Source organism: Streptomyces sp. NPDC058985 (assembly GCF_042740985.1).
In the GTDB taxonomy this organism is placed as follows: Bacteria; Actinomycetota; Actinomycetes; order Streptomycetales; family Streptomycetaceae; genus Streptomyces.
In genome coordinates, this window is the sequence record NZ_JBHYJX010000051.1 from 43,831 (window position 1) to 59,176 (window position 15,346).

Genomic DNA, 15,346 nt, shown 5'->3' on the forward strand with positions numbered 1-15,346 from the left:
GTGTGTCGTGCCTCGGCGTGCCGTCAGGCCGCCGTCCCGGACTCCTCGGACGGCTTGCGGTGACGGCCCCGCGGGGTCGCCGCGGCCTCCTGGCTGGAGACCGGTCCGCGGTGCTTGCCGTGGCCGGCGTCGGTCTCGGAAACGTCGGCACCGTCGGCCTGCATCGGCTGGGTCGTGCTGGCGTCGTTCATCGGAAGGAATTCACCCCGTCAACATGATCTTTCTTACAGCCGGGCGAGTGTAACCGGCACCCCTCGACCCGAATCCAGGCGGCCACGCCAACCGGCACTACTTCGTTACACGCCGCGCCAGCGGGGCCTGTTGAAGGGGTACGGGGCGGGGTGGAGCGGGTACCTGTTCACCCTTTTCATCCGGCTTTCCGTCCGGGTTTCCGCCCGGGTTTCCGTCCGGCTCGGCGGGCCTGTCCGGAGCCGTGTCCTCCGTATCGACGGCGCCTCCCGCGTCGCCGGCGTCCCCCGCTTCCCCCGGAGCCAGCCGCGCCACCCCGCACGGCAGTTCCGGGGTGGAGTACGGAAGCCGCAGCTCCCCGTCCGGCGTCCACAGGCCGGCCCCCGTCAACCACCCCTCGGGCGCCGGAAGATGGCGCACCCGCCGCTCGGCGGGCCGCCACACCCCGACCCAGCTGCCGAACGGGCCGTCCACGCGCAGCGCCACCGCGCAGCGCTCCGGCGTCAGCGCCTGCCCCGGCTGGATCGCGACCGGCGTCACCACGCAGTCCGGCACCCGCAGGCACTCCGGGAAGCGCACCGGCAGCGTGCTGCCCAGCACCCCCCAGCCGAGCCGGTCCCGCCCCGGCGAGGGCGCGTCCGAACGGACCAGCACCAGCCCGCTGTCGGGGTCGGCCAGCAGTATGCGGTCGTCGCTCTCGGGGGCGATCTGCAGCAGCGGCGACACCTCCGCGTCCCGCTCCAGGTCCACCGCGACCGCCTTCACGCGCCCGCCGGTCTCCCGGTCCAGGGCGAGTATCCGCCCGGCGCGGTCCAGCCAGGCCCCGCCCGAGCAGCGGCCGGGGATCTCGGCCAGCCGCTCCGGCCCGAAGGCGCCGCCCACGACCTGCCACAGCACCGTCGCCCGCGGGCCGACGGCGAGCGCGTACGCCCGCTCGCCGCCCGGCACCGGCGGGAGCAGCCGCAGCCCGGTGGTGTCCGGCGGGCACTCCACCGCGCCGAGCGGCAGCTCACCGGTGCCCGGGCCGGTCGGGTACAGCAGCGAGAAGAGGTGCCGTCCGGCCGCGACGCGGTGCACCAGGACCCGCCCGTCGGCCATCGGCTGCACCTCTGTGCCGGCCTCCTCGGGCTGGTTGCCGGGCAGCGGCACCGCGTACGGCTCGGGGCCGTCCAGGGTCCAGCGCTCCGGGTACCAGGAGTCCCCGCGCCGGGCGAGACGCGCGGCGTAGGCGCCCTCCGCGGTGATGGCGCAGCCCGCCGGCGGGGCCCCGCTGTTCCCGGACTCCGCCGAAGGCTCGATCGCACAGGCCGTCATCGTTCGGTCACCTCCGGCGACGAAGCTAGTTTTCGCACGCGCGGGCGGGGGACCGGCCGCCGCCCCCATCACACGTACGTGTGTCACAGGAACGATTCGCCTGAGGGGAGGGAGGGGTGTGTGCTGTGCCGGACCGGGTCGGCGGCGGGTGCCGGCGACGGGTACAAGGGCACAGAACCTCCAGGTAGCCTTGGCCTCGTGCCCCGTCTGTCAGAAGTCATCGCCGCGCTGGAGAACCTGTGGCCCGCCGAGCGGGCCGAGTCCTGGGACGCGGTCGGTACCGTCGTGGGCGAGCCCGGCCAGGAGGTCTCCCGGGTCCTGTTCGCCGTCGACCCCGTCCAGGAGATCGTCGACGAGGCCGTGAAGCTCGGCGCCGACCTGCTCGTCACCCACCACCCGCTCTATCTGCGGGGGACGACGACGGTCGCCGCCTCCACCTTCAAGGGCCGCGTGGTGCACACGCTCATCAAGAACGACATCGCCCTGCACGTCGCCCACACCAACGCCGACACCGCCGACCCGGGTGTCTCCGACGCCCTGGCCGGCGCGCTCGACCTGCGCGTCGTACGGCCCCTGGTGCCTGACCCGACCGACCCCGAGGGCCGCCGCGGCCTGGGCAGGGTGTGCGAGCTTGAGCATCCGCTGACCGTCCGCGAGTTCGCCGCCCGCGCCGCCGAGCGGCTGCCCGCCACCGCGCAGGGCCTGCGCGTCGCCGGTGACCCGGAGGCGACCGTCCGCACGGTCGCCGTCAGCGGTGGCTCCGGCGACAGCCTCTTCGACCACGTCCGGGCGGCCGGCGTCGACGCCTTCCTCACCGCCGACCTCCGCCACCACCCCGTTTCGGAGGCCCGCGCCCAAAGTCCCCTCGCGCTGCTCGACGCCGCGCACTGGGCCACCGAGTGGCCCTGGTGCGAGCTGGCCGCGGCCCAGCTCGACGAGATCTCCGACCGCAATGGCTGGGACCTCAGGGTCCACGTCTCGAAGACGGTCACCGACCCCTGGACCGCCCACGCGGCGTCCGCCCCGACCCACGACACCATGGGAGCCCCCAACTGAAAGCCGAGCCCGCCGACCAGATCCGACTCCTCGACGTCCAGGGCCTCGACGTCCGGCTCCAGCAGCTCGCGCACAAGCGCCGGTCGCTGCCCGAGCACGGCGAGATCGAGTCGCTGACCAAGGACCTCACCCAGCTGCGCGACCTGCTCGTGGCCGCGCAGACCGAGGAGAGCGACTGCGCACGCGAGCAGACCAAGGCCGAGCAGGACGTGGACCAGGTGCGCCAGCGCGCCTCCCGCGACCAGCAGCGCCTGGACTCCGGCGCCGTCACCTCCCCGAAGGACCTGGAGAACCTCCAGCGTGAGATCGCCTCGCTCGCCAAGCGCCAGGGCGACCTGGAGGACGTCGTCCTGGAGGTGATGGAGCGCCGCGAGTCCGCGCAGGAGCGGGTCGCCGAGCTGACCGAGCGGGTCGGCGCGGTCCAGGGGAAGATCGACGACGCCACCGCGCGCCGGGACGCGGCCGTCGAGGAACTGGACGGCGAGGCGGCCTCGGTGACCAAGGAGCGCGAGGTCATCGCCGGCTCGGTCCCCGACGACCTGCTGAAGCTGTACGACAAGCTGCGCGAGCAGCAGGGCGGCGTCGGCGCGGCCAAGCTGTACCAGCGCAGTTGCCAGGGGTGCCGCCAGGAGCTGGCGATCACCGAGCTGAGCGAGATCCGCTCGACGGCGCCCGACACCGTCGTACGCTGCGAGAACTGCCGTCGCATCCTGGTGCGCACGGCCGACTCCGGGCTGTAGGGGTCGGTTCGGTGGCGGCTTCGGTGGATGCCCCGGCGGCCGGCCGGGTGCGGGAGTTCGTCGTCGAGGCCGACGGCGGGTCGCGGGGCAACCCGGGGCCCGCGGGCTACGGGGCGGTGGTGCTGGACGCGGCGACCGGGGAGTCCCTCGTGGAGGCCGCCGAGTACCTGGGGGTCGTCACCAACAACGTGGCGGAGTACCGGGGGCTGCTGGCCGGACTGCGCGCGGCGAGGGAGCTGGACCCCGACGCGCGCGTGCACGTACGGATGGACTCCAAGCTCGTCGTGGAGCAGATGTCGGGCCGCTGGAAGATCAAGCACCCCGACATGAAGCCGCTGGCGGCCGAGGCGGCGCGGGTCTTCCCGCCGGGCCGCGTGACGTACGAGTGGATTCCCCGCGCGGAGAACAAGCACGCCGACCGCCTGGCCAACGAGGCGATGGACGCGGGCGCGCGCGGTGAGCGGTGGTCACCGGCCGGGTCGACGGCGGAACTGGACGCGGGGGGTGCCGCCGGACGCCGGGCAGGGGCCGCCCGTACGGCCGGTGCCGCCGTCGGTGAGCGGGTCGCCCAGGCCGCTCGCACCGGTGCCGAGGCCCGATCCGGCGCCGACACCGGTGCCGAGGCCGAATCCGACACCGGTACCGGTGTCGGTACCGACACCGCCGCCGGCGCCGACACCGCCACCGGTACCGGCGCGGACGCAGACGTGCGCGCCGCCAGGACCGTCGCGTCCCCCGGCTGGGGACCCCCCGACATGGGCGCCCCCGCCACCTTCGTCCTGCTGCGGCACGGCGAGACGCCCCTGACCCCCCAGAAGCGGTTCTCCGGCAGCGGCGGCAGCGACCCCTCCCTGTCGTCCGTCGGCCGGGAGCAGGCCGAGAGGGTGGCCGCGAGCCTGGCCCGGCGCGGCACGGTCCAGGCGGTCGTCGCCTCACCTCTGGCCCGCACCCGCGAGACCGCCGGCATCGTGGCCGCCCGCCTCGGCCTGGAGGTGACCGTCGAGGAGGGCCTGCGGGAGACCGACTTCGGCGCCTGGGAAGGGCTCACCTTCGGCGAGGTGCGCGAGCGGTACCCCGCCGACCTGGACGCCTGGCTGTCCTCCCCGGACGCCCGGCCGACCGGCGGCGGCGAGAGCTTCGCGGCGACCGGCGAGCGCGTCGCCGCCACCCGCGACAGGCTGGTCCGGGCCTACGCGGGCCGCACCGTGCTGCTGGTCTCGCACGTGACGCCGATCAAGACGTTCCTGCGGCTCGCCCTGGGCGCCCCGCCCGAGTCACTGTTCCGGATGGAGCTGTCCGCGGCCTCCCTGTCGGTCGTCGCCCACTACGCCGACGGCGGCGCGAGCGTCCGCCTGTTCAACGAGACGTCCCACCTGCGCTGAGCGCCGCCGCCGCACGGGCCAGCGCCTCCACGCGCCCCCAGTCGCGGTCGGCCACGGCATCCTTCGGGAGCATCCAACTGCCCCCGACGCAGCCGACGTTGGGCAGCGCCAGGTACTCCGGGGCGGAGCCGGGGCCGATGCCGCCGGTCGGGCAGAAACGGGCCTGCGGCAGAGGCGCGGCGAGCGCCTTCAGGTAGGCGGTGCCACCCGCGGCCTCGGCCGGGAAGAACTTCATCTCCCGCACCCCCCGCTCCAGCAGCGCCACCACCTCGGACGTGGTGGACACCCCCGGCAGGAAGGGCACCCCGGACGCCCGCATCGCGTCCAGCAGGACGTCCGTCCACCCGGGGCTGACCAGGAACCGTGCCCCCGCCGCGACGACCTCGCCGACCTGGTCCGGCGTGATGACGGTGCCCGCGCCGGCGACGGCGCCCGGCACCTCGTCGGCGATGGCGCGGATCGCGTCCACCGCCACCGGCGTCCGCAGTGTCACCTCGATCGCGGGCAGCCCGCCGGCGACGAGCGCCCGGGCGAGCGGCACGGCGTCGGCGAGATCGTCGACGACCACGACGGGCACGACGGGGGCGAGATCCAGCACCGAGGCGGCGGGGGAGGAGGGCAGGGGAGAACTCATGACCTCATCGTGCCGCCGCAACGCACGACGCGCAACGCGCGTTGCGGTATACGCAACGGCGGCGGAACCGCCCTACCGGAACGTCAGTGCAAACCGCCCTACTGGAACGTCAGTGGATCTCGTCCACCAGCACGTCCAGCGACCACGGCCGCCCCGCCTTCGCGGGCGCCTCGGCCTCCACCTCGTAGCCCAGGTCCCGCAGCGCCTCCACCAGCTCCGCCGGGCCGTCCGGCGCGCTCCCGGAGGTCAGCAGGGACCGGACGATCCGCCCCTTGGTCGCCTTGTTGAAGTGGCTGACCACCTTCCGGGTCGGCGCGTGCAGCACCCGTACGGTCGCCGTCCGCCCGGCGACCTCGCCCTTCGGCCTCCAGGCCGCCGCGTACGCCGACGAGCGCAGGTCCAGGACCAGCCGCTCCCCGGCCGCCTCGGGCAGCACCTCGGCCATCGGTGCCCGCCAGTACGCGCCCAGCGCGCCGAGCCCGGGCAGCTTCACGCCCATCGAGCACCGGTAGGAGGGGATCCGGTCGGTCACCCGCACGGCACCCCACAACCCGGAGAACACCAGCAGGGAACGGGCCGCCCGCCGCTTGGCCGCCGCGTCGAGCGAGGCCAGGTCCAGCGCGTCGTACAGCACACCGGTGTAGATCTCCCCGGCGGGCCGGGCCCCCGCCGTCAGCAGCTCCACGTTCTTGGCGACCTCGCCGCGCAGCCCCTCGCTCAGTCCCAGCACCTCGCGCGCCTTCTCCGCGTCCCCGGCGCACAGGTCGACGAGTTCGCCGAGGACCCTCTCGCGGGCCGGGGTCAGCCCCGGCAGCGACAACGCGTCGGTCTTCAGCGGGGCGCCCCGGCCGGACGCGGCCTTCCCCTCGGACGGCGGCAGCAGGACAAGCACAGGCACTCCTTCGATCCAAGCTCCCGGTCAGGGTACGACGTGCCCCTCCCGCGCCCGGCCGACGGCCCGTACGAGGGCGCCGGCGTCGTCGGCGTGGCAGCGCACCACGCGGACCTCGCGGTGCCGCCCGAAGAAGGTGGCGTGGGTGACGGGCTCGGTGAGTTCGACGGTGACCGAGGTCTGCGCGCCCACGGCGAGGTTCAGCTCGCCGTCCCTCGGCTCGTGCGTCGCGCGCAGTTCGCGGCGGACCGAGGCGATCCGCTCCAGCGGTATCCGTACGTCGACGTGCACGGCCCGGCGGATCCGCAACGTGCCGGCCTCCGGGTCCAGGAGGTGCGGGCGGACCACGGACGCGGCGTGCAGCGCGATGACGAGGACGACGGTGTACACGTCCAGGACGAGCACCACGTGGTGCACGGTGGGCCAGTCGCGCAGCAGCACGGACATCCCCACGGACTCGACCACGCAGACGAACACGAGGCCGGACATCATCGCGCCCTGCCCCCGCGCGTACCCGAAGGCGGCCGAGCCGTCCGCAGTCCCGTGGGTCCGCCGGGTCATCCACAGCCACAGGCTCGCCAGCAGCCGCAGCTCGTGCCGGACCACGAGGTACGGGACCGAGGTGAAGGAGGAGCCCGTCATGACCGCCGTCCCCTCGACACGATCCCCATGGCCTGCCGGATCGCCTCCGCCTGCCCCGGCGCGAAGTCCGCGTACAGGGCACGCAGGATGCCGTGGTCGAAGTCGAGGTCGACGCCCTCCTCGGGCACCAGGTCCGCCGGCATGGCCGCGGCGAGCACCCCGGCCGCCTCCGCCACCCTCGGATCGTCGGCGCCGACGTCCACCAGCTCGTCGAGGAGCGCGTACGCCCTGTGGGCCCGCGCCACCGCCTCCGGCGACCCCAGCGCGCCGCGCAGCGAGGCCACCAGCCCTGCCCGCTCCTCCGGGGGCACCGTGCTCTCCAGGGTCGCCAGCATCTCGCGGTCCCGTACGGCCATGGGGGAACCGGAGACGTCCCCCATCCCCGCGAACAGCTCCGCCAGCTCCGGCGAGACCGGGCCCTCGGCCGGCAGCCCGCCCTCCGGCTCCAGCAGGGCCCGCAGCCGCGTCCGGCGCGCCCGGATCGCCGCCTCCTGCCGCGCCAGGTCCGCGTCCAGTTCCTCCAGCACCTCGGCCAGCTCCTTCCCGGCCTCGTCCGCGAGCACGTCCCGCACCTCGGCGAGCCCGAGCCCCAGCTCGGTGAGCCGCCGGATCCGGGCCAGCACGACGACGTGCCGCAGCGTGTACGACCGGTACCCGTTGGCCAGCCGTTCCGGCTCGGGCAGCAGCCCCTGGTGGTGGTAGTGCCGCACGGTCCGCGTGGTGACGCCGACGGTGTCGGCGAGTTCTCCGATCCGCATGACCCCAGTAGAAACGTTGACGTTGCGACAGGGGCAAGCGAGCCGTGCGAGCGGCCGGGGGCCGCGCCGCCCCACCCGCCCGGTACCATGGTCGACACGGCAGACGAGCCGGGCGGGCGGCCGCGTGGAGTCCCTCACGGGACTTCCCGAGGAACGTCCGGGCTCCACAGGGCAGGGTGATGGCTAACGGCCACCCGGGGTGACCCGCGGGACAGTGCCACAGAAAGCAGACCGCCGGAGGCTTCGGCCCCCGGTAAGGGTGAAACGGTGGTGTAAGAGACCACCAGTGCCCAGGGCGACCTGGGCAGCTAGGTAAACCCCACCCGGAGCAAGGTCAAGAGGGGCGCCGTGAAAAGCGCTCTGCGCGGACGTTCGAGGGCTGCCCGCCCGAGTCCGCGGGTAGACCGCTGGAGGCCGGTGGCAACGCCGGCCCTAGATGGATGGCCGTCGCCGGAGGGCCCGCGAGGACCCTCCGGAACAGAACCCGGCGTACAGCCCGACTCGTCTGCCCCTGCTCGAATCCCCGCTGCCCCCATGGTGAAGATCACCGGAGCCGCAGGTCCCGGTTACTTGGCGGTGATCAGAGTGGCGGGCGACGGGGTGGGGTGGAACGACACGTCGGTGAAGCCCGCTTCCGTGAGCCAGGTCCGGTAGTCGGCGCGCCGCCAGGTGCCGCCTCGCTGGCTCTTGAGCAGCATCTCCGAGGCGAACATGAGCGGGAAGGGCGGGCCGCTCCGGTCGTCCTCGACGACGTAGTCGCAGACGACGAGCGTGCCACCGGGCTTGAGCGCCGCACGGAGCTTGGCGAAGACCGCCACGTTCTCTTCGGGGCCCTCCTGGTGTGCGACGTGCGAGTACAGCGCGATGTCGTAGGCGGCGTCGGTGAGTCCGACGGTGTGGAAGTCACCGTCGATGCAGGTGAACCGGTCGGCGACGGAACGCTCTTCGAGCAGTCGGCGGGCGATGGCGTTGATCGGCCCCCAGTCGAGCTGGGTCGAGCGGGCGGCGGGGCTGGCCTCGAGCCATGTGGAGGAGAAGATGCCGGATCCGCCGCCCACGTCGAGGATGGAGATCTCCCCGCTCCCCTTGAGCCCCAGGAGGTCGACGGCGGCCTCCGCGACCTTGACCGAGGACGCCGCGATGGCGGGGGCGACCTTCGCCCAGTGGGGGTTGTCGGCCACCTCCACCATCGGGTCCGTCAAGGGGCCGCCGGCGCTGAACACATCGAGCCGGCCCACCAGTTTGTCCATCTCGGCCAGCTTGAGCTGAGCGAAGCCGCCGAGGTCGGTGGGCTGCCCTTCGACCAGGTACAGGTCGGCTTCCGGGGTATTGCGGTAGCGGCCGTCGGAGGTTTTGACGAGCCCGAGACCGACGACCCCGTCCAGCAGGGTCTGCACGCCTCGCTCTGACATTCCGGTTTTCGCGGCCAGTTGTTCCGCGGTGTCCACACCGGCCTGGAGATGGGTGAACAGGGAGTGCTGTGTCGCCACGCCGAGCAGGGCGGTGGCCCAGTAGCCGTTGGCGATCTCGAGAATTCGGTCCGGCAGAGGCAGGTTGCCCGTCATTGTGTTCTCCTCAGAGGGAAACCGGCACAGCCTGCCGGAAGAGGTCCTCTTGTATCGAAGGCGCGTCGACGCGCCAGCTGCCCATGGCCATTTCAGCGGTGATGCCGGGGCCGAAACCGGCGATGATTCCGGTGGCGTCCGGGACCATGGTGTCTTCTTCGAAAAGGCGGCGCAGTGCGTCGAGTACGACCGCGCTCGCGATGTTCCCGTATTCCGTCAGGGTGGCCCAGCTGTGCCGGAACATCTTGTGGTCGACCCCGAGGAACTTGCTGAGGTCGGAGAGGATGCGCGGGCCGCCGGCGTGAATGATGTAGAAGTCGAGATGCCCGACGTCGAGCCCGTGGCTCGTGGCGAGTTCGCGCAGCACGGGAGCGAGCGGTTCCATCGTTCCCGGCACCCGGCGGTCGAGCTGGAAGTGGAAGCCGGTGGAGCGTACGGCGTAGGAGATCCAGTCCTCGGTGCCCGGGATGACGTACGAGGCGTTGCGCTCGAGGGACACGCCGGTGCCACCGACGCCCCGCACCACGGCGGCCGCCACCGCGTCGCCGAAGAGACCGTCGGCCAGGAGGGAGCTGACACCGTCGTCATCGGGCTGATAGCACAGCGAACACAGCTCGCAGGACACGATCAGTACGTTGCTCTGCGGGTAGGCGGTGCAGAAGTCGTGGGCGCGGTTGATCGCGGCTCCGCCCGCCGCGCAGCCCAGCTGTGCGATGGGTATCTGCCGGGTGTCGGTGCGGAAACCCATCGTGTTGATCAGCCAGGCGGTCAGCGACGGCATCATGAAGCCGGTGCACGACACGAAGATGATCGCGTCGATGTCCCTGGCGGACAGCTCGGCGTTGGCAAGGGCCTGTTCTATGACGGCAGGGCAGCGCTTCTTCGACTCGCTCTCGAATATCCGGTTGCGCTCCTCGAGGCCGGGGTGGCGAAGTGTCTTCTCGATCGGCTGCACGATGTGCCGCTTCTGCACGCCCGTGTTCCTTATCAGGCGCAGCGCAAGCGGCAGTTGCGGCTTTCCCGCGTGGGTTGTCTCGGCGAACTTCAGGGTTTCTTCGAGGGTGATGACGTATTCCGGCAGCTCAACGGCCGGTTTGCAGAGCGTTGGCATGTCCGTCACGTCCACCTTCTGAGGAGTCGGCTTGGAGTTCGACACCTCAATACCCTGAATCACCGCGCTTGAGTGCGGCTCGGGGCGGGCTCGGGCCCCCTTCGTATCGCACTGGAAAGGCCGGGGACCGTGGCTATTCCTCGTGCCGTGCGATAATCTCCTCCAATGTCCGGCGCAGCATGGCGATCCCGTCACGGCCGAAGTGCTTGACCCAATTCCGTTCCATGTCCTTGAGGATCCGGGCGGCGGCGAGCTGGCCCTTGGCGCCGAGGTCGGTCAGCCGGATGAGCTTGGCCCGGCGGTCGTTCGGATCCGCCGTCCGCTCCAGATAGCCCAGCCGTTCGAGTTCGTCGACCACCTCACCGATGGCCTGCTTGCTCAGTCCTGACTGCTCGGCGAGCGCGGTGAGACGGGAGCCTTCCGGTGCGACGAACCGGAAGACGGAGCCGTGCCGGTATCGCAGTCCCTCGAAGCCCTCATCGGCGAGCTGCCGGTGGAGCTGCTCGACGGTGATGTCCTTGGCCTGCGAGAGCAGGGTGGGCAGCGGCACCGGGCCCTCGGGCGGCTTCCCGGATCGCGTGGTCATCTCCGGCCACCTTTCTGTTGCAGCCAAGTCGTCAGGGTGCTTGACTAAAAAGTAGTACGGTTGCTTGACTAACTCTAGCGGCGTCGGCGGCCCGACCGCGAGCGCCGATGCGGTACCGGTGATGAAGGGAAGAGTCATGAGCAGTTCGGTCGAGAAGAACAGCCAGGTCGCCCGGTTCGACGCCGAGGCGATCGAGGTCTTAGGCAAGCGGGTTCTGGGTCCGGTGCTGACCGCGGAGGACGAGGGCTACGACGCGGAACGAGCGGGGAACCAGATCGCGCGGCAGCATCGGCCCGAGATCCTGGTCGGTGCGACCGGGCCCGCCGATGTGCAGGCAGCGGTGGAGTTCGCCGGCCGCCACGGGCTTCCGGTGGCGGTCCAGGGCACCGGGCACGCGCTGGCGGCCGTCGCCGCCGAAGGCGGTGTGCTGATCAACACGTCCCGGATGACCGGTGTCCGGGTGGACGCGGCGGCGCGTACCGCATGGGTCGCGGCCGGGGTGAGCTGGGACCGAGTGATCCATGAGGCGGCACCGGCCGGTCTCGCACCGCTTTCCGGTTCGGCTCCAGGGGTCGGGGTCGTGTCCTACACGCTCGGCGGCGGTCTCGGACTGCTCTCGCGGCGCTACGGCTACGCGGCGGACCACGTGCGCGGCATCGATGTCGTCACCGCGGACGGCCGGCTGCGTCAGATCACGAAGTCCTCGGACCCCGACCTCTTCTGGGCGCTGCGCGGCGGCCGGGACAACTTCGGTGTGGTCACCGGAATCGAGATCGACCTCATGCCCGTCGCCACGCTCTACGGCGGTGGACTGTTCTTCGACTTCGCGTCGGCCCCCGACGTGCTCAACACGTATGTGCGGTGGTCGGCCGATATGCCCGAGGAGATGACCTCGTCGGTCGCGGTGATCTCCTTCCCCGACGTGCCGGTGCTTCCGCCGCCGCTGCGGGGCCGCCACGTCGTGCACGTCCGTATCGCCTACTCGGCCGACGACCTCGGCGCGGGCAAGGAACTCGTGGCGCCACTGCGGGCGCTGACCCCCTTCAACGACACGGTCCGTGAACTGCCCTACGCCGAGGGCGGAACCATCCACAACGACCCGGCCGTGGCGGGCAGCTTCGAAAGCAGCACCACCCTCCTCGGCGAGCTCGACGCCGACGCGGTGCGTGCCCTCCTGGACCGGGTGGGCCCGCACGCGCCCGTCCCGCACGTCGTCGAACTGCGCCACCTCGGCGGTGCTCTCGCGCGCCCGGCCGCCGTGCCGAACGCGGTCGGCCACCGGGGCGCCCACTACCTGCTGAACGTGGTGTCGCGGCTCGAGCGCGCCGACATCGCCGACGTCGGGCCCGCCCACGACCGCCTCTTCGACGCGATCGAGCCCTGGAGCACCGGAGGGCGGGCCCTCACCTTCCTGAACGGCGCCCGGGACACCGGGCACGTGCGCTCCGCCTACAGCCCCGAGGACTATCGGCGCCTCACCGAGATCAAGGCGGCCTACGACCCGGAGAACGTCTTCCGGCTCAACCACAACATCCCGCCGGCACAGCGCTGAGCCCTCCGGCTCCGCCCGGCGGATGTCAGCTCTTCGCCGGGCCGAGGTGCACGGGAAGGCCGGTGACGGAGTTGGAGAAGAGGGAGGGGACCGGGGACAGCTCGGCGGGGTCGACGGCCAGCCGGAGTTCCGGATAGCGGGCGAACAGCGGGGGCAGCGCGGCCATGGCCTCGAACCGGGCGAGGCCGGGGCCGATGCAGACGTGCGGTCCGGTGCCGAACGCCAGGTGCCGTTTGACCGGCCGCGTGATGTCGAACTGGCCGGCGGTGTCGCCGTACTGCTTCGGATCGCGGTTGACACCGCTCCACGGGGCCAGAATGGCGTCCCCCTTGGGGATGGTGACGCCGGCCACCACGATGTCCTCGGTCGGGAACCGGGCGGGAAAGTTGCCGACCGGTGAGTCCCAGCGCAAGGTCTCCTCGATGACCTGGCCCCAGACGGCGGGTCCGCCCTCGCGGACCATCGCCAGCTGGTCGGGATGGGCGAGCAGCGCGCGGATGGCGTTGACGATCAGACTGATCGAGGTCTCGTGGCCCGCGCCGATGAGCGTCCACAGGGTGTCTTCGAGTTCCTCGTCCGTGAAGGGGTCGTCCGCCTCCTCGTTGTGGGCGAGCAGTGCGCTGGTCAGATCGTCCGCGGGCGCGGCGCGGCGCATGGCGAACAGGCGCTGGAACAGCTCGTGCCGCTCCTGCTCGGTGGCGAGGAACTGTTCGGCTGTCGTGTCGGCGCGTATGACGGTGTTGATGAGTTCGCGGCACCGCGACCACCACGCCTCGGGTATGCCGATGAGCTCGCAGATCACCTGCATGGGGAACGGGTAGGCGTAGTGCGCCCGCAGATCGACCGTGCCGTCCGGCGCCGCCCGGTGGGGCAGGTCGTCCAGCATCTGCCCCACGATCTGGTCGATGCGCGGCCCCATGGCCTCGACCCGGCTGCGGGTGAACGTACGGGTCAGCGGGCGGCGCAGCCTCCGGTGCTCCGCGCCGTCGCGCGCCATCATGTTGTTCAGGCGGATCATGCCGAGCAGTGGCCAGTCATCGGGGATCTCGCCGCGGCGCAGCGCCTCCCAGTTCCGCCAGTCCCGCCCGACCCTCGGATCGGCGGCGAGCTCGGCGAGCAGCACGTAGTCGGTGACCACCCACATGCGGACACCACCGGGGAGCACGGCGCGCACCACGGGTCCGAGGTCGCGCATCCGCGCCGCCTCACCGTGGCGATCCATGCCCAGAGGGTCGATGGGAAAGAGCGGAGAAGTGGTCTGGGCGAGCGTTGGCTGAGTCACGGCTGCATTCCTCCAGGATCACGTGAGTCCGGCTGGAGAATGGCAGCACAACCCCCTTGAGATGGACTAAGTACTGGCCTAACGTCGCAGGTCGATTGAGCGTACGGGGTACTTCACCCCACACTCGATTGTCGCTCGATGACGCATTGCTAGCCTCCCTCGACTGTCCGGTAGGGCACCGGACTCGAGGAAAGCGATGGGGAATGTCTGCGATGAATGCATCGAGCACCCTGACGGAAAACGCGACCGGCGAAAGCGACGTGACATCGCGCGAGCTGAGCCCTGGGGAACGCTGGTACTGGATCATTGATCAGCTCTCCACGCTCAACGTCTGCGCCCGTGTCCGGATCACGGGTGAGGTGTCGGCACAGGTGTTGCGCAGCGCGCTCGGTGCGCTCCAGGACCGGCATCCGCTGCTGCGTACGGCCATAGCGGCCAAGTCGCCGGCCACAGCAGCGGGCGGGCCGCGGTTCGTGCCGACGGACCGGCCGATCCCGCTGCGCGAGGTGGTCCGCACCGAGGCGGACGAGGCACGCTGGGCGAGCGAGGTGGACGGCCACGAGCTGACGGAAGGCCTCGACCGACGGTCGGGACCGCTGGCGCGCGCCGTCCTCATCAGCGGCCCCGGTCAGACCCACGACCTCCTCTTCACCGTCTCGCACTGCATCGCGGACGGGACCACCGCGCTCTCCCTGCTGCGCCAGTGGGTACGGCTCGCCGCCGCGCCGTCCGGGTCCGGGGCCGGTGCGGTGGTACGCGGCCCCCTACCGGAGCCGTTCGAAGCACTGTTCCCGGAGCGGGACGCCGTGGGCGCTGCGGACTCCGAGGGCGCCGCGGACTCCGAGGGCGCCGCGGACGACGCGGGCGAGGTGGGCCGGCTCGAACCGGAGCGGTTCGTACCGTTCGCGCGGCGCCGGACCCGGATGCTGCACCGGTCCATCGGAGCCGACGCACTGGACGGGCTTGCTCGCGCGTGCAAGCGCGAAGGGGCCACGCTGCACGGTGTGCTGGCCGCGGCGCTCGCATGTGCCGTCGCCCGCGACGCGAAGGCCGAGTCAGCCGCGCCCTTCGCGGTCGGCTCGCCCGTCTCCCTGCGGGACGAGCTGCGCCGTCCGGTGTCCGAGGACGAGGTCGGCTGCTTCGTGTCCGCGCTGCACTCGGTGGTCGGCTACCGGCCCGACGATCTGTGGTCGATGGCCCGGTTCATCAAGGAGGACATACCGGCGCGCAAGAAGCGCGGCGAACAGTACGGGGTGTTCGACCTGCTCGCCGTACAAGGGCCGTCCTCGGTCGCCGACAGCGAGCCGTTCATCCAGTACATCGACGAGCACGGGCCCTTCAACTTCTTCGTGTCCAATATCGGACGCTTCGAGTTCCCGGCCGAACTGGGCGGCTGGCGGCTGTCGCAGGCGCAGTTCGTGGGCGGAATCTCCGTGGTCGGGTACTTCGGTTCGTCGGTGACCACCAGCCACGGTCAACTGTCGTGGAACTTCACGCATATCGAGGGGGCGGTGTCCCGCGAACGTGCCGAGCGCATCGTCGACGACTGCATCCGGACAGTCCTCTCGGCCGGGGAATAGCGGACGGTGGGGCATGACGGGACAGAGCCGGCCGCGGCCACTCGGGGGTGAACCGGGTGGCCG

General features: G+C 71.8%; 15 protein-coding genes and 1 other RNA gene. 6 read left to right on the plus strand and 10 right to left on the minus strand.

Annotation, left to right across the window (positions count from 1 at the left end; translation table 11 throughout):
* Positions 1–23: 23 nt before the first annotated feature.
* Together ACFW01_RS32355 and ACFW01_RS32360 are read right to left on the minus strand one after the other, a co-directional pair.
* Positions 24–191, minus strand: a complete 168-nt coding sequence (locus tag ACFW01_RS32355) for a hypothetical protein (RefSeq protein WP_234954186.1) — start codon at positions 189–191, stop codon at positions 24–26.
* Between the two features lie 97 nt (positions 192–288).
* The gene (locus ACFW01_RS32360) at positions 289–1,503 is read right to left on the minus strand and encodes a hypothetical protein (protein ID WP_234954184.1); all 1,215 of its coding nucleotides are present in this window, start codon (positions 1,501–1,503) and stop codon (positions 289–291) included.
* Between the two features lie 198 nt (positions 1,504–1,701).
* Between ACFW01_RS32360 and ACFW01_RS32365 the strand changes: the two genes are divergently transcribed.
* The 3 genes from ACFW01_RS32365 to ACFW01_RS32375 are packed head-to-tail and all read left to right on the plus strand — an operon-like array spanning position 1,702 to position 4,681.
* Positions 1,702–2,559, plus strand: a complete 858-nt coding sequence (locus ACFW01_RS32365; RefSeq protein WP_234954182.1) for a Nif3-like dinuclear metal center hexameric protein — start codon at positions 1,702–1,704, stop codon at positions 2,557–2,559.
* Positions 2,556–3,299 (plus strand): C4-type zinc ribbon domain-containing protein, encoded by a 744-nt coding sequence (locus ACFW01_RS32370; protein ID WP_234954670.1) that lies wholly within the window; start codon positions 2,556–2,558, stop codon positions 3,297–3,299. The genes ACFW01_RS32365 and ACFW01_RS32370 overlap by 4 nt, the downstream gene beginning before the upstream one ends.
* Before the next feature lie 47 nt (positions 3,300–3,346).
* Positions 3,347–4,681, plus strand: coding sequence for a bifunctional RNase H/acid phosphatase (locus ACFW01_RS32375; RefSeq protein WP_234954669.1), 1,335 nt, complete (start codon positions 3,347–3,349; stop codon positions 4,679–4,681).
* On the opposite strand, the gene eda is transcribed toward ACFW01_RS32375, so the two are convergent.
* The 4 genes from eda to ACFW01_RS32395 all read right to left on the minus strand — a co-directional run bounded on the left by eda (position 4,656) and on the right by ACFW01_RS32395 (position 7,607).
* The gene (gene eda / locus ACFW01_RS32380) at positions 4,656–5,315 is read right to left on the minus strand and encodes a bifunctional 4-hydroxy-2-oxoglutarate aldolase/2-dehydro-3-deoxy-phosphogluconate aldolase (protein WP_234954180.1); all 660 of its coding nucleotides are present in this window, start codon (positions 5,313–5,315) and stop codon (positions 4,656–4,658) included. The two genes, ACFW01_RS32375 and eda, sit on opposite strands and share 26 nt — an antisense overlap.
* Positions 5,316–5,424: 109 nt before the next feature.
* On the minus strand, positions 5,425–6,207 hold the full coding sequence (yaaA, locus tag ACFW01_RS32385; RefSeq protein ID WP_234954178.1) for a peroxide stress protein YaaA: 783 nt from the start codon (positions 6,205–6,207) through the stop codon (positions 5,425–5,427).
* 27 nt (positions 6,208–6,234) lie between these two features.
* Entirely contained in the window at positions 6,235–6,849 is a 615-nt protein-coding gene (locus ACFW01_RS32390; protein WP_234954176.1) for a hypothetical protein, read from the minus strand.
* On the minus strand, positions 6,846–7,607 hold the full coding sequence (locus ACFW01_RS32395) for a MerR family transcriptional regulator (RefSeq protein WP_234954174.1): 762 nt from the start codon (positions 7,605–7,607) through the stop codon (positions 6,846–6,848). Before ACFW01_RS32395 ends, ACFW01_RS32390 begins: the two co-directional genes overlap by 4 nt.
* Before the next feature lie 104 nt (positions 7,608–7,711).
* Between ACFW01_RS32395 and rnpB the strand changes: the two genes are divergently transcribed.
* An RNA gene (gene rnpB, locus ACFW01_RS32400) (RNase P RNA component class A) lies at positions 7,712–8,115 on the plus strand.
* 58 nt (positions 8,116–8,173) lie between these two features.
* Here the strand turns inward: rnpB and ACFW01_RS32405 are convergent.
* From ACFW01_RS32405 to ACFW01_RS32415, 3 genes are all read right to left on the minus strand, one after another.
* Complete coding sequence (locus ACFW01_RS32405) at positions 8,174–9,172, minus strand: acetylserotonin O-methyltransferase (protein WP_234954172.1); 999 nt, start codon at positions 9,170–9,172, stop codon at positions 8,174–8,176.
* A 10-nt stretch (positions 9,173–9,182) separates the two neighbouring features.
* Positions 9,183–10,283, minus strand: coding sequence for a type III polyketide synthase (locus tag ACFW01_RS32410; protein ID WP_234954668.1), 1,101 nt, complete (start codon positions 10,281–10,283; stop codon positions 9,183–9,185).
* 133 nt (positions 10,284–10,416) lie between these two features.
* Positions 10,417–10,869, minus strand: coding sequence for a MarR family transcriptional regulator (locus ACFW01_RS32415; protein WP_234954171.1), 453 nt, complete (start codon positions 10,867–10,869; stop codon positions 10,417–10,419).
* Positions 10,870–11,005: 136 nt separating this feature from the next.
* Here ACFW01_RS32415 and ACFW01_RS32420 point away from each other — a divergent pair, with 136 nt between their 5' ends.
* Positions 11,006–12,421 (plus strand): FAD-binding oxidoreductase, encoded by a 1,416-nt coding sequence (locus tag ACFW01_RS32420; RefSeq protein ID WP_234954169.1) that lies wholly within the window; start codon positions 11,006–11,008, stop codon positions 12,419–12,421.
* Between the two features lie 25 nt (positions 12,422–12,446).
* Here the strand turns inward: ACFW01_RS32420 and ACFW01_RS32425 are convergent, their stop codons facing one another.
* On the minus strand, positions 12,447–13,643 hold the full coding sequence (locus tag ACFW01_RS32425; protein WP_234954167.1) for a cytochrome P450: 1,197 nt from the start codon (positions 13,641–13,643) through the stop codon (positions 12,447–12,449).
* A gap of 320 nt (positions 13,644–13,963) precedes the next feature.
* Between ACFW01_RS32425 and ACFW01_RS32430 the strand changes: the two genes are divergently transcribed.
* A complete protein-coding gene (locus ACFW01_RS32430; RefSeq protein ID WP_234954165.1) occupies positions 13,964–15,283 on the plus strand; it encodes a condensation domain-containing protein in 1,320 nt (439 codons plus the stop codon).
* Positions 15,284–15,346 lie beyond the last annotated feature (63 nt).

Coding starts and splice junctions, on each gene's coding strand:
- ACFW01_RS32415 (WP_234954171.1), bottom strand. CDS start 10,869: ATGACCACGCGATCCGGGAAGCCGCCCGAGGGCCCGGTGCCGCTGCCC.
- ACFW01_RS32425 (WP_234954167.1), bottom strand. CDS start 13,643: ATGGATCGCCACGGTGAGGCGGCGCGGATGCGCGACCTCGGACCCGTG.
- eda (WP_234954180.1), bottom strand. CDS start 5,315: ATGAGTTCTCCCCTGCCCTCCTCCCCCGCCGCCTCGGTGCTGGATCTC.
- ACFW01_RS32405 (WP_234954172.1), bottom strand. CDS start 9,172: ATGACGGGCAACCTGCCTCTGCCGGACCGAATTCTCGAGATCGCCAAC.
- ACFW01_RS32395 (WP_234954174.1), bottom strand. CDS start 7,607: ATGCGGATCGGAGAACTCGCCGACACCGTCGGCGTCACCACGCGGACC.
- ACFW01_RS32410 (WP_234954668.1), bottom strand. CDS start 10,283: ATGCCAACGCTCTGCAAACCGGCCGTTGAGCTGCCGGAATACGTCATC.
- ACFW01_RS32355 (WP_234954186.1), bottom strand. CDS start 191: ATGAACGACGCCAGCACGACCCAGCCGATGCAGGCCGACGGTGCCGAC.
- ACFW01_RS32420 (WP_234954169.1), top strand. CDS start 11,006: ATGAGCAGTTCGGTCGAGAAGAACAGCCAGGTCGCCCGGTTCGACGCC.
- ACFW01_RS32360 (WP_234954184.1), bottom strand. CDS start 1,503: ATGACGGCCTGTGCGATCGAGCCTTCGGCGGAGTCCGGGAACAGCGGG.
- ACFW01_RS32390 (WP_234954176.1), bottom strand. CDS start 6,849: ATGACGGGCTCCTCCTTCACCTCGGTCCCGTACCTCGTGGTCCGGCAC.